10 protein-coding genes, 1 tRNA gene and 1 pseudogene are annotated in these 13,229 nt (G+C 70.7%); 2 read left to right on the forward strand and 10 right to left on the reverse strand.

What is annotated here, in order from left to right; translation table 11 throughout:
* The first annotated feature begins 18 nt into the window (after positions 1-18).
* A tRNA-Met gene (locus GGQ83_RS19750) sits at positions 19-95 on the forward strand.
* 675 nt (positions 96-770) lie between these two features.
* Here GGQ83_RS19750 and GGQ83_RS19755 read toward each other — a convergent pair.
* The 10 genes from GGQ83_RS19755 to GGQ83_RS19800 form a co-directional block, all read right to left on the reverse strand.
* Positions 771-1,334 carry a recombinase family protein gene (locus tag GGQ83_RS19755; protein ID WP_184386724.1) on the reverse strand — a complete coding sequence of 188 codons (564 nt, stop codon included), beginning with the start codon at positions 1,332-1,334 and terminating at the stop codon, positions 771-773.
* 14 nt (positions 1,335-1,348) lie between these two features.
* On the reverse strand, positions 1,349-1,822 hold the full coding sequence (locus tag GGQ83_RS19760; RefSeq protein ID WP_184386725.1) for a recombinase family protein: 474 nt from the start codon (positions 1,820-1,822) through the stop codon (positions 1,349-1,351).
* Entirely contained in the window at positions 1,822-2,904 is a 1,083-nt protein-coding gene (locus tag GGQ83_RS19765) for a site-specific integrase (RefSeq protein ID WP_184386726.1), read from the reverse strand. The genes GGQ83_RS19760 and GGQ83_RS19765 overlap by 1 nt, the downstream gene beginning before the upstream one ends.
* 53 nt (positions 2,905-2,957) lie before the next feature.
* Complete coding sequence (locus tag GGQ83_RS19770) at positions 2,958-4,901, reverse strand: tyrosine-type recombinase/integrase (protein WP_184386727.1); 1,944 nt, start codon at positions 4,899-4,901, stop codon at positions 2,958-2,960.
* A gap of 128 nt (positions 4,902-5,029) precedes the next feature.
* Entirely contained in the window at positions 5,030-5,248 is a 219-nt protein-coding gene (locus GGQ83_RS19775; protein ID WP_184386728.1) for a helix-turn-helix domain-containing protein, read from the reverse strand.
* Positions 5,249-5,585: 337 nt separating this feature from the next.
* A complete protein-coding gene (locus GGQ83_RS19780) occupies positions 5,586-6,470 on the reverse strand; it encodes a hypothetical protein (protein ID WP_184386729.1) in 885 nt (294 codons plus the stop codon).
* A gap of 143 nt (positions 6,471-6,613) precedes the next feature.
* A complete protein-coding gene (locus GGQ83_RS19785; RefSeq protein ID WP_207017827.1) occupies positions 6,614-6,898 on the reverse strand; it encodes a ribbon-helix-helix domain-containing protein in 285 nt (94 codons plus the stop codon).
* A 252-nt stretch (positions 6,899-7,150) separates the two neighbouring features.
* Positions 7,151-10,288 carry an error-prone DNA polymerase gene (locus GGQ83_RS19790; RefSeq protein WP_184386730.1) on the reverse strand — a complete coding sequence of 1,046 codons (3,138 nt, stop codon included), beginning with the start codon at positions 10,286-10,288 and terminating at the stop codon, positions 7,151-7,153.
* Positions 10,289-10,461: 173 nt separating this feature from the next.
* A complete protein-coding gene (locus tag GGQ83_RS19795; protein ID WP_184386731.1) occupies positions 10,462-11,823 on the reverse strand; it encodes a DNA polymerase Y subunit UmuC family protein in 1,362 nt (453 codons plus the stop codon).
* Positions 11,823-12,557 carry an ImuA family protein gene (locus GGQ83_RS19800; protein WP_184386732.1) on the reverse strand — a complete coding sequence of 245 codons (735 nt, stop codon included), beginning with the start codon at positions 12,555-12,557 and terminating at the stop codon, positions 11,823-11,825. Before GGQ83_RS19800 ends, GGQ83_RS19795 begins: the two co-directional genes overlap by 1 nt.
* Before the next feature lie 457 nt (positions 12,558-13,014).
* On the opposite strand from GGQ83_RS19800, the pseudogene GGQ83_RS19805 reads away from it, so the two are divergent.
* Positions 13,015-13,098 (forward strand): annotated as a pseudogene (locus GGQ83_RS19805) (transposase); the annotation flags it as partial.
* Positions 13,099-13,229 lie beyond the last annotated feature (131 nt).

Consider the following 13,229-nt stretch of genomic DNA (forward strand, 5'->3'; position numbering starts at 1 on the left):
ATCCCTACATCACACCCACGCGGGGTGGAGCAGCCCGGTAGCTCGTCAGGCTCATAACCTGAAGGTCACAGGTTCAAATCCTGTCCCCGCATCCAACGATCCTAGTACTTCCCCAAAACGCCCGCCATCCCACCGGATCGCGGGCGTTTTCGCGTTCGGCGCGCCCGTGCCCTCCTCGGCCAGCGCGCCATGCAGCAGCGCCGCCAGATCCCCCCTCAGGCTGAGCGTTACCTCGCCGCGCTTGGCTCCAGGGAAGACCAGGATCGCGTCCACCAGGGCCCGCAGCGCCTCGGCCGCCACCGCCGCGGTCGTGGGATCACCCAGCGCCTCCTCCAGCGCCTGAACCCGCCGCCGGTACAAGGCCGGCATGTTGGGGTGCAGGTCGGGCACAGGCTCCGGAGTCTCCGCCGCAGCCATCTCGGCCCGCAGCGCCTCCCTCCGACGCTCGAGCTCCCGCAGCTCCGCGACCATGGCCGGACCCCCATGGCCCTCCTTGAGTAGCTCCAGCAAATTCCGGATCTGGCGGTCGAGCTTGCCGGCCTCCCCCTGCAGCAAGGCCCGCCGCGAACCCCGCTCCCGGTTCGCCGCATTCACCTCGGCCACATAGGCGCGGACGAACTCCTCCACGAGCTCGGGCGCCAGCAGCCGCTCCTTGAGGCCCACCATCACCCTCTGCATCACCGCGCCCCGCGCCACCGTGCGGCGGTTCTCGCAGGTGCCACGCTCCACATGGTTGGCGCAGCCCAGCCGGCCGCCGCTGCCCACCACCGTCATCGGGGGCCGTTGCAGACACCACAGCGGACCAAGCCCGCGAGAGGCCAGCGAGGTCGCCGCACCGATGCCAGGACCGTGCCGCGATTCGCGTTCGGAGGTGTTCCGTCCCCTGGGTCATTCGCCGCCTGGCCAAGCGCCGTCACCACCTGACGGCTGGCCTCCAGCCGGAGCTGCGCCCGATCCCAGGTCTCCCGCTCCAGGATCGCCAGCTTGGGCACCGTCCTCACCACCCAGGCCTCCCTGGGATTGGGGCGCGCCACGCGGCGCCCCGTGCTCGGGTCCTTGACCCATTTCTGACGGTTCCACACCCGCTCGCCGACATAAAGCCAGTTCCGCAGCAGGCCCGTCTCGCGCCCGGCACCCCCCAGCAGCAGCGAGGCCGTCCAGCTCCCGCCCCTTGGGCCGGGCACGCCCTCGGTGTTGAGTTGCCGGGCGATGGCCCGTGGCGACACCCCTGCCGCATAGCTCTCGAAGACCCGGCGGATTACCGCGGCCTGCTCAGGCACGATCTCCAGCTCGCCCGTCAGCGCCGTACCGTCCGCCTTGAGGCCCCGCCGCACCCGGTAGCCATAGCTCAGCCCCCGCCGCTCGCGCCCGCGCGCACACGACCCTCGACGCCGCAATGCGTCTTTTGCGCCAGGTCCTTGAGGAACAGCGCCGACATCGTGCCCTTGAGGCCGATGTGCAGTTCGCTGATCTCCCCCTCGGCCACGGTGAGCACCCGCACGCCCATGAAGTTCATCTGCTTGTGAAAGCCCGCGATGTGCTCCTGGTCGCGGCTCAGGCGGTCGAGGCCCTCGGCCAGCACCACCTGCACCCGGCCCGCCCGGGCATCGGCCAGCAGCTGCTGAAAGCGCGGCCGAGCGGCACTCGCCCCGCTCAGGGCATAGTCGGCATAGACCTCGCCCACCTCGAAGCCCTCGCGCGCGGCGAGCGCCCGGCAGACCCGGACCTGGTCGTCGATCGAGGCGTCGCGCTGGCTGTCGCTCGAAAAGCGGGCATAGATCGCCGCGCGAAGGGGAAGGGCCAGGGGAGGGCTCGAGGGCATCACTCGGTCTCGGACGGGGCGGTGAAGGATAGGGTATCCGGGCCGAGCGGTTCCAGGGTATCGCGCGCCAAGGTCTCGCTCCGGTCCCGCGCCTCGGCCAGCGTCTTGTGGAACGCTTTGACGGCCAGCACGGCGTCGCCCCGGTCATAGTGCTCGGCCATGACCCGCGAGGTGATGCGCAGCAGCGCCGCGGCCAGGCCAGGCTGGTCGAGGATCAGCAAGGGCGCCGTGGTGCTGATGCAGTAGCGAAAGCGATGCGTCCCGAAGGCCCGCGACGCCCCGAAGCGCTTGGCGGACAACCAGCGAATCCGCTTGTCGAGGCCGATCGGTGCCAAGGGCTCTCCGCCCCAGTTGATCCAGAAGGCCTCGGACTTCTGGCCCGCCAGCAGCTCCCGCCGCTCCACCTCCACATATCGGTCGATCCAGGGGCCGAGCAGCCGCGGTAGGGTCGCCAGGATGTAGCGAGAATTCTTGACGTCCTCCCCCTGGATGTCGAGACGCCACATCCCCTCTGGCCCGTCCCGGCGGACGCTGCCGTCGAGGGTCAGGCTCACCACACTGCCGAGTCGCAGCCCGCGAAAGGCGAGGATCGCGATGAGCAGCCCGTCGCGCATCTGCACCTGCCGCCGGCGCGGCGAGCGGGACAACGCGCCCTCCATGAGCTCAATGCCCCAGAGCAGCAGGTCGGCCGGGTGGTGGATCTCCTGGTCGCGCGAACGCAGGTCCAGCGTTTCGCGCAGCGGCCGCCCGCCAGGGTGGGTCACATGCCGAAAGCAGGTGCCGGGCTCGAGCAGGGCCAGCGCCCGCGCCAACTCCTGAAAGCGGCCCAGGATCGTATAGGGCCGGTTCTCCAGTTCCACGAGCAGGTCGAAGTAGGCTGCGAGCCGCTCCGTCGTCACCCGCGCACCGGGCGAAGCCGTGGCGTCCAGCCAGCCCCGATACCGCAGGAACCCCAGCCAGCGCGCATACCCGTCTCCGAACTTCTCCAGGGAGCGGGGGCTCAGCTTGGTGGCGGCCGACCGTTCGGAGAACCGCCCCGGTACCACCGGCGCGCGCAGCGCCTCCCAGCGGTGGCGATCCAAGACTGGCCACTCTGCGAAGGGCAGGTAGGCCCGGCACGGGTCCACTGGCGGGCTCATTGGCCACCTCCCTTGCGTCCACCGCCGCCCTTGCGCCCGGCGGCGCGCGCAAGAAGGCGTGTCGCCGTCCGCTCTTTTGTGACCACCTCGTCGAAGGCTTGCGCGGCGGCGTCCGTTTCCAGGCGGCAGTAGAACTTGGTCGTCGTGTCCACCGAGCGGTGGCCCAGGATCCGCCGCACCACCTCGTACTGGCCAGGATTGGCTTTCAAGAAGAGATAGGCCGCGAAGTGCCGCATCGCGTGTGGGTAGATCTCGAGGCCAAGCCGATCGCGGATCACCTTTTGGAAGGCCTCACGCAGCGCATTCACCGAAAGCGCACCCTTGCCCATCCCGGGAAAGAGCCAATCCGTGCCCGCCATGCCGAGCGTGGCGCGATGCCGGTCCAGCCATAGGCGCAGCAGCTTGCGCGTGCTCGCTGCCAGCGGCCAGGAAATGGGCTCGCCGGTCTTGGAGCTGCCCTGCGGCACCCGGATATGGCTCGGCGTGCGCTTGTCCGCGTCGAGGTAGACGAGGTGCGCCTCGACCAGCAGCCCCCGCAGGTCCGAGATCCGCAGCGGGCAGGTCAGCCAGAGCTCGATCAGCAAGGCCTGGCGTAGGAGCCGCGCCGCCGTCACCGCATCCATCCCCTCCGCCCCGGCCTCGCGGGCGAGGCGCTGGGGCAGGTGCAGCAGGCGCGCCCGGTTGCGCGGGTCGATCAGCTGCAGCAGGCAGGTCCGCGCCTTGGGGCCCATTTCGCCTCGACGCGACTCCTTGGCCATGGCGGCCCACTCGATCAGCTGCGCGCGGCTCTCCTCGGGGATCTCCCCATGAAAGCAGCCGATCTGCCGCAGCGTTTCGGCGATTTGCTGAACCTGCCCGCCGGGCTTTCCCCCGGCACGTGCGTCGTAGAAGTCGAGGATGCGCCCGGCGCGCTCGATGGGATGCACCAGATCGCTGAGATCCAGGATTTCCTCGATCGGCGTACCAGTGAGCACCAAGGCCGCCGCCGCCTGCCGGATCGCAAAGAGGCGCGTGTTCACCGAGGCGGGCTTGAGCGGCTTGAAGCTACGGCCCTTGGTCCGGAAGGGGTTGATGTGCGCCGCCGAGAAGCGACCGCCTGCAGCGGGCTTGCCATCGCTCCTGGCCTTGACCGCTCGCCCGCCGATCCGCTCCCCGAACGCGCGAACGCTGGCCTGGAAGCTCTCCGGATACGCCTCGAAGGGCAGGGTGTAGGGCACACGGCGCGCCGGCGCCTTGATGGGCGCGGCGCGTGCTGGCTCGGGCTGTTGCGTCAGCGCCCAATTCCAGGCGGCGGCGAGACGTGGTCCCTGATGGGTCGCGCTCGCCGCCAGCCTCGTGTGCCGGTCCGCCTCCAGGAAGGCCGCCAGCACTGTATCGGTCACCGCGTCAGGCAGGATGCCCTGTCCGTCGCACCAGCGCGCGAAGTTCCGCAGGCCCGCGCGCCGAGGCGTGTTTGGCAACGCCCCCATGAAGCCGCGCCACGCCGCGCCCAGCATCGCCTCGCCTCGCACGAAGGCGCTGTGCCGGCCAAGGCGCCGCAGCATCCGCCGCACGCCCGAGGCAATATTCTGGAAGCGCTTTTCGCCGATGCCGACACTCGCCGGGCTGCGCGAGAAGAGGCGGTCGTTCAGCTCGGCCGGGCAGCAAAGGATGTCGGACCGCCCCTTGCCGATGATGTGCGCCGCACCCCGCAGCGCGCTGACCAGGTCGCGGCGTTGTGACGCCGACAGATCCGACCAGCCCTCAATCAGGACCATCGCCTCGGCGAAGGTCGGCGGGGGCGAGGAGGGTGGCTCCAAAGTGGACACGGGCGCGGGGGCGGGCACTGGCATAGGCACAGGCATTGGCGGCGGGGCCTGCTCCGGGACGGGCATGGGCGGCGGCAGCGGCGCGAAATCGCTGGTCTCGGGCAGCAACAGTGAGGGCTGCAGCGCCGCCACGGCGCGGGAGGGGGCATTTCGGCGGGAGGGGACTGGAGGGCACATTCGGGAACCCTTATCAGGGTTGACCACCGCCATAGGTTCGGCACAGCCCTCACCAAACCCAAACAAGTCCCTGATTTCGCGCATCATCGCACCTCTCCCGCCAGGAAGGCCGCGACGTCCTCGGGGCGGTAGCGCACCATGCGCCGCTTGCCGAAATCCACCTTACGCAGCTTGCCAGCCTCGGTGAGACGGCGAACCGTGCGCTTGTCCACCTGCAGCCAGTACGCCACCTCCGACTGCGTCAGCAGCCGTTCGCCCGGCCCGCCCTTGGGGGCCGGGCCACCAGGTACCATTTCATTCATCGGACGCTCCCTCGGGCGGCGCCGTGCGCGCTCCACCCTCCCGGTTTGCCGACCCGAGCATCTCCCGTGCCGCGGCACGGCCCAAGGCCGCCGCCAGAGCACGCAGCGCCGGCAACGCCCGGTCAGGCTCGGCCTGGGGCGTCGTTGGCGCAGGAGAAGAAGGGATCGGTCTCACGACCGATGAGATGCCGGATCTCGACGCCGGACATCACGCGATGATGGTTCAGTTTATCGGCAAATCGCGCACGCAGCCGAAAGGACGCAGTCGGGCGTCCGTCAGGGCATGCCCGGCGAAGTGTCGAAAGGACACGAGACGGCCCAGGGGACCGCCAGGGCCTCACGCGGCACGCACCATGCGATCATCCTCGTCGAGGACTTGGACGAGCAGGTTCCGCAAGCTGCTGCGAGGCGGCCATGCCGTGGTCGGGAAGCCGTTGGCGTCGAGGGCCACGGCCAAGGCGTCCTCGACGAAGCACAACAGCCCGCCGGCCTTGGCGCTCAGCTCGTAGGGCAGGGGCTGGTAGGCGCGCCAGATGGCCACCAGTCCCTCTACCCCGAAGACTATGGCGTCGCTCACCTCAGGCCGCCCGGCATGCCCAACCACGGTCTCGGCCCGCAGTCGCGTGATCCCCTCCTGGAAGCGGCCCAGCAAGGAAGGCAGCGCCTCCGGCAGGGGCAGCGGGTCCGGCGCGCTCGCCGCCAAGCCCGTCTCCATTCCCTGGGTCACCTCCGGGATCGGGCTCGGCAGGATAGGCAGCGCCCGAGCCAGCTGTCGCTCCAGCTGCGCGCCACAGCGGGCGAGCTGCGTCAGGACAAGACGGCGCTCCTTGCCACAGACCGTGCCCTCCGTCCCGTGCAGCTGGCGCCCCACCTGGACGAGCAGACCGGTCAGGAGCGGTGCCGCGCTCTCCCCCGGAAGCCCGGCTCGCACGCAGCAAGCCTCGATTGCCGCCGTGGCGCCGCGGATACTACGCAGCATCTCCGTGGCCGTCGTGCGCGCGAGCGGCAGACTACATGGCAGGACCGTCTCGGGTCTCGTCCAGGTCGCCAGTGCCGTTAGGGCCCGCATCAACTGCAAGCCATCGCCCAGCGCCACAGCTCGATTTGGGCCGCCCATGGCGGCGGCGAGGTCCAGCGCGTCCAGCTGCGCGGCGCGCGAGTGCCAGTCGCGACAAGCTTGGTGAAGAGAACGAAGAAGCCGGGTTCGGTCACGCTCGCGCACTACGGCGCCTCCAACGCAGTGGGGGACCTGACCGTGATAGCAAGCGTCATCCTGCCGGCAACATGGAACAGGATCCCCTGAACGCGAAAACGGCCCCGACTTTCGTCGGGGCCGTCTCGTGTGGTGCGCCCACCCGCGCGAGGTCACGCGATGGGCGGGTAGCCGTGCTTGACGAAGAGGTCGTTGACCGCCTCGACCAGCAGGTCATGGGCGTTCACGCGCTCCTTGGCAGTGAGGATCTTGAGCTGCTCCCAGGCCTCCGGGTGGAGGCGCAGGGTCTGGCCGATCCTGCCATCCGACGCGATGCCGCGGCGGTGGCGCGTGTTGTCACCGCGCCTTTGTCGCTTGGACTTGGGCGCAGGGTCGGGGAGGGGGAGGGCCGGCTGCTCCTCCCCGCCTGGAGGCGGGGGTTTGCGGTCGGCGCTCATAGCGTGCGCGTCCCGGGAAGGGCGCGCGCGTCAGCAACAGGCCAGCCGAGGGCCAGCCTGTGCCAAGGCCACGGCAGAATGCCGCGGCCCCAAGGCAAAGGGGTCATGATTTGATCCTAATGGTGGGCTTGAGATTTTTATCTCGAAAGTAAATATATCACAATAATACAAAATAATCATCAGTAATAATTACTAAGAAACCAATTTATATAATTCGTTCTGGGCGAATATTTTGAATTACTGGATTTGTACTCACCGAAAATCCCGACTGGGCTGCGCCAACCCCACAGCCGCCACCCCCGCCCGTCGCGGCGCCGGCCCACCCCGCCCCACCTCATCGGCCCGCGCCAGGGCACCATCGAAGGCCGTGTCATCGAGGCCGCCCAGCAGATGGGACCCATCCTCGATCCGCCGCGCGATCAAATGGAGGATGGGCACCAGCGCCTCCGTGCGCTCCACCCGCCCCTCGGCCAGCAGCAGCCGGGCGGACACCACTTCCCGCCGAAAGCGACGCTGCAGGTCGGCATAGAGCACCAGGTTGGCGGTCCCGTGCTCATCCTCCAGCGTGAAGAACATCACCCCTTTGGCGCTGCCGGGCCGCTGCCGCACCAGCACCAGCCCCGCCACGCGCAGCCAGGCCCCCTGACGCGCCGCGGCCAGGGCACGGGTGTCGGAACAGCGCATCGCGGCCAAACGCGGACGCAGCAACGCCAGCGGGTGCGGCCCCAGCGTCAACCCGGTGCTGGCATAGTCCAGCACCACGCGTTCCCCCGCGCTGGGCAGGGGCAGCTGGGGCGCGGCCTCCCGCACGGGGGCTTCCAGCGCCACCTCGCGCTCCACCGCCGCGGCGGACCAAAGCGCTTCGCGCCGGTCCAGCCCCAGGCCGCGCAGCGCATCCGCTTCGGCCAGTTGCTCCACGGCGCGGCGGTCCAGCGCGGCGCGGCGCACCAGCTCAGGCAGGTCCTGGAAGGGGCGCGCGGCGGCGATGCGCTGTCCCGCCGCCTCGGACAGTCCCGACACCTGGCGCAGGCCCAGGCGCAGCGCGCCCCCCTCCAATGTGCAATCCCAATCGCTGCGCGTGACGTCCACGGGCAGCACCCGCACCCCATGCTCGCGCGCATCGCGCACGATCTGCGCTGGCGCATAGAAGCCCATGGGCTGGCTGTTCAGCAGCGCCGCCGCGAAGACCGCCGGGTGGTAACACTTGATCCAGGCCGAGATGTAGACGAGGTGCGCGAAGCTCGCCGCGTGGCTTTCCGGGAAGCCATAGGTGCCGAAACCCTCCAGCTGGCGAAAGCAGCGTTCGGCGAAGCCCGGGTCGTAGCCGCGGCAAGCCATGCCCTCCAGGAACTCCGCGCGAAACTGCGGCAGGTCGCCATTGCGCTTGAAGGTGGCCATGGCGCGGCGCAGCTGGTCCGCCCGCGCGGGGGAAAAGCCCGCGCCGACGATCGCGATTTTCATCGCCTGCTCCTGGAAGAGCGGCACGCCCAGCGTCTTGCCCAGCACCGCCTCCAGCCCGGGGGGCACCTCCACCGGTTCCTCTTTGTTGCGCCGCCGCAGGTAGGGATGGACCATGTCGCCCTGGATGGGCCCGGGCCGCACGATCGCGACCTGGATGACGAGGTCGTAGAATTTTTTGGGCCTGAGGCGCGGCAGCATGTTCATCTGCGCGCGGCTCTCCACCTGGAACACACCCAGGCTGTCGGCGCGCGAGAGCATCTCATAGGTCGGGCCGTCATCGGGCGGGATGTCGGTCAGCGCCCGCAGCCCCAGCATCCCCATGGCGCGGCGGATGCAGGAGAGCATCCCTAGTCCCAGCACATCCACCTTGAGCATCCGCAGCGCCTCGATGTCGTCCTTGTCCCATTCGATGGTGTGGCGGTCCTCCATCGCGGCGCGCGTGACCACGCAAAGCTCGGTCAGCTTGCCGCGCGTGATGACGAAGCCGCCCACATGGGTGGCCAGGTGGCGCGGAAAATCCTGGATCTCGGAGGCCAGTTCGCAGGTGAGGCGCAGCCGGGGTTCCTCAGGATCCAGGCCCTGCTCCCGCGCGATGCCCTCCCAGCCCAGATCCTCCGAACCCCAGGCCGCCTTGGCGAGTGGCGCGGTCACCTCCTCCGACAGGCCCAGCGCCTTGCCCACCTCGCGGATGGCGCTGCGGTCACGGAAGCGGATGACGGTGGCGGCGATGGCGGCACGGTCGCGACCATAGCGGGCGTAGATGTGCTGGATGACCTCCTCGCGCCGCTCATGCTCAAAGTCCACGTCAATGTCGGGCGGCTCGTCGCGCGCCTCGCTGATGAAGCGCTCGAACAGCAATTCGTGCTTGTCGGGCGGCACGGCGGTGATGCCCAGCACGAAGCACACGGCCGAATTGGCGGCCGAGCCACGCCCCTGGCAAAGGATGCCCTGGCCACGCGCATAGCGCACGATCTCGTGCACCGTCAGGAAATAGGGCGCGTAGTTCAGCTTGCCGATGAGGGCCAGTTCATGCGCGATCTGTGCCGCGACACGATCGGGCACGCCCTGCGGCCAGCATTCGCGCACCGCGGTAGCCACGCGCGCCTCCAGCGTTTCCTGTGGGGTGCGGCCGGGGTCGAGAATCTCGTCCGGGTATTCATAGGCGAGGTCGCGCAGCGAGAAGCGGCAGGTGTCGAGCACCTGCGCCACCCGGTCCAGCGCCCCCTCATGGCCCTGGAAGAGGCGGCGCAGCTCCGCCTTGGGCTTGAGGCAGGCCTCGGCATTGGGCTCGGCGGCCAGGCCCAGCCGGTCCACCGTGCAGCCGAGGCGGATGGCCGTCAGCACATCCGCCAGGCGCTGGCGCGTGGGGGCGTGGTAGCGCACGCCGCCGGCGGTGATCAGCCGCGCCTCGGGCATGGCGGCCAGCGTGTCGAGGCGGTGGCGGTCGGCGCCGCCGGCACGATGCGCGGCGGCGAGCAGCAGGGGCATGGCCAGCCGCTCGCGCAGGGCGCGGGCCTCACGCGCATGGCGGGTGGCGAAGGCGGCATCGGGCGTGGCGGGCGCGATGCGGGCGAGCACCTGGCCCTCGGCCGCCGCCAGGAGGTCCGCGAAGTCCATGGGGCATTCGCCCTTGGGCGCCTCCATCCGGGCGGCGGACAGCAGGGCGCAGAGCCGCCCATAGGCCGCGCGGTCGGTGGGCCAGGCCAGGTATTCGCTGCCATCCGTGAGGTGCAGACGCACGCCGGGCAGGAAGCGTAGCCCCGCCTGCTCGCAGGCCACCATGCCGCGCACCAGCCCGGCCATGGAATTGCGGTCGGCGATGCCGAGCGCGGTGTGGCCCAGGGCGCGCGCCGTCGCGGCCAGTTCCTGAGGGTGGGAAGCCCCGTCGAGGAAGGTGAAGTTGGACAGGGCCGCCGGCTCACCGAACATCAGCCGCCCCCCCAAAAGCAGGCGCGATCCCCAAGAGCATCCGGCTGCAACGCGGCCGGCGCCGCCCGACTGTCCGAGCCGCCTGGCGCACCCGCGGCGCGGCGAAGCCAAGCGGCCGGAGGCCGCGCCCGGCGTCTGAGGGCGCAAGAAATCTGGCCCGGCGTTTGAGGGCGTTAAAACAAATACCCATGCAGGAACCAGCGGGCGTCGGGGGTGCCGGGCTCGCCGCGGCGGCACACCCACCAGCGCGCGCCGGAGGCCAGCTGCACGCGGTAATAGTCGCGCGGCGGGGCCTGGCGGCCGGGCTGCCACCATTCGGGCGTCAGCCGTTCCGGCCCCTCGGCGCTGACCACGCGCTCGGCCCGGCCGCCCTGGCGCAGCAGGCTGGGCGGTGCGTCCGGCAGCAGGGCAACGGCCTCGAGCGGCAGGGGCCGGCGCAGCAGGCGCAGGGGTCGCGGCGCGGGGGTGAAGGGCGCGGCGGGCGCGAAGGGCGAGGCGCGGCGCTGCGCGCGCTCCGGCCAGTGCGAGGCATGGGGGATGAGGCGCCAGACCTCCAGCCGCTGGCCCAGCCGGTCGAGCAGCTGGGGCAGCGCCTCCTCTGGCCCGGCCTCGGGCGCCAGGTTGGATTGCCGGGCCTCCAGCAGTTCCGTGACGGGGGCGGCCAGCATCATCCGCTCAAAGCCGAATTCGGGGCGCAGCTCCTCGATGCGGCGGGCGAGAAGGCGCTCGACATGGGCAGGGTCGCGGCTGGCCTGGCCGATTCCCTGGCCCAGCTCCTGCCAGCTCCCGTCGCCGCGGAAGGCGGTGAGGCGGAGCGCCCTGGCGCCGTGGCCGGCGGCGTTCAGCCCCTCGCACAGCTCGGCCACCAGCCGGTGCAGCGCGTGGGCCAGGGCCGGGGCGGTGAGCAGGGGTTCGAGGAAGTCGCACGCCGCGACATGGCGGGGCGGCGGGCGGATGGGGGTGTAGGGGGCGACGGCGCCGCGCAGGGCGGCGAGCTCCGTCATCAGCGCCCCCCCGAAGCGGCGGGCCAGGGGCGCGCGGGGCTGCGCCTCCAGCGCGGCCAGGTCCCGCAGGCCCAGTCGGTGCAGGGCCAGGATGGTCTCGGGCGGCAAAGCGAGGGCGGTGACGGGCAGAAGCGGCAGGGCGGCCGTCTCCTCGGCCGGGGTCAGTACGGCGGGGGGGTGGCCCGCGCGCAGCAGCGCGCCCAGGGCCGCCGGGGCCGCGCCCAGCAGGCCGGTGGCGGGCAGGCCCGCGCGCGCGAAGGCGGCCAGCACGCGGGCGAGCAGGGCGGGCTCGGCCTCGGGCAGGCCGGTGGTCTCGATCAGCAGCGCGTCGGCGCCGAGGCGCCCCACCAATGGCGAGAAGCGCAACGCCCAGGCCGCCGCCTCGCCGAGGCCGGCGCCGTGCAGCACCAGGAAGCGCCGGTGCCCCGTGGGGGTTTCGGGTGGGGCGGGGAGGGGTGTGGGCGGCCGCAGCCTCCGCGCCGGTAAGAGCAGGGGCAAGGCGGGAGTGCGGGCGCAGCGGCGGCCGGCCATCAGGCGCGCCTCCGTTCGGCCGCCGGCGCGGCGGCGGGGAGGGTGGTGGTGAGCTGGCCCGTGGCCGGGTCCCATTGGAGGAGCCAGGCGCCCGGCCGGCCGCCCCGGGCGCGCAGCAGCGCGACCTCCCATGTGGGCGGGCCCAGATGGTGGGGCGTGGCGGGGGCGGCCCGGGGGGTGATGCGCCAGCGGGTCAGTGCGGTGGTGGGGCCGGGGGTGGAGGCCTCCTCCCGCAGCAGGAGGGCGATGCCGCCGCCCGTCTCCGCGGCCAGCTGGAGGCGGCGCGCGGCGGTCATGTCCAGGGTGCGGGCGCCCAGCAGCAGGACGGCGGCGATGGCGGGGGAGCGCAACGCCTCCTCCGCCGCCCAGAGCGCGTCGCGCTGGCGGGGGGCGCGCAGCAGGAAAAGCCGGGTGGCATCGAGGCCGAGGCCGGCGAGGCCGGGCATGTAGGCGTCGGGCTCGGCCGCGATCCAGAGGGCGGCGCGCCGGGCCAGCCGGGCCTGGGCCCGGGCCAGCAGCAGGGCGGCGAAGGCGGTGGCATGGCCGGGCGCGTCGGAGAGCAACTCATGCAACCCGGCGAGGGGCAGGCCGCCCCAGGGGAGGTGTTGGTTGATCTCGGGCGTGACGGGGAGGGTGTCACGGTCCTGCGCGGTGTGGTCCAGCCTGGCCAGCCGGTCGCGCAGCCTGGCCAGGGTTGTGCTGCGGTCCGGGAGGGGGGCGGGACGGGCGAACATATGACTACATTCTTAGGTAGAGGCGTATATCTCCCTCGGTCAAGGAAATTAGGATTTATATCTGATAAATGACTGAATATATGCTGAATCTACGGATGGATGTATTTTAAGGAATGTTTATGTATCGGTGCGGCTCTCCCCTGGCTGCCGAATGCGCTCTGCCCCTGGGTGTGAGAATCCCCTGGAAGGTTGCTCCGCCATCCACGCGCCCGCATGGTAGAGGGTGACAACGCATCCACTGGCTCAACCCAGAGAGACTTCTCATCGCATGACCACCGAAGCCCTTCACGACCGGTTCCTGGGGATCCTGCAGGAGTTGGGAGGTCAGGCAGGCAACGGCAAGCTTCGGGAAAAGCTGGGGTTGGACGAGAATTCCTACACCGCACTGCGCGCCGAGATGCTGGCCCAGGGCCTCATCTCCCTCGACCGCGGGCGCGGCGGGTCAGTTGTCCTGGTAGGTCGCATCGTCCCGGTCGCCGTCACCATCGCCGTCGGCGTCAACAGCGACGGCCGGCGCGAGGTCCTCGGGATGGCCATCGGCTGAAGACGCTGCCGCTGTGGATGGAGCGGCATTGCTCTAGGCTCTGGACTCATTCAGCGCCAGCAGATGATCACGGCGGCGATGGCGACGGCGGAGGCGAAGTTCCGAGCGAGCTTGTCGTAGCGGGTGTG

This window comes from Roseococcus suduntuyensis, from assembly GCF_014196305.1.
In the GTDB taxonomy this organism is placed as follows: domain Bacteria; phylum Pseudomonadota; class Alphaproteobacteria; order Acetobacterales; family Acetobacteraceae; genus Roseococcus; species Roseococcus suduntuyensis.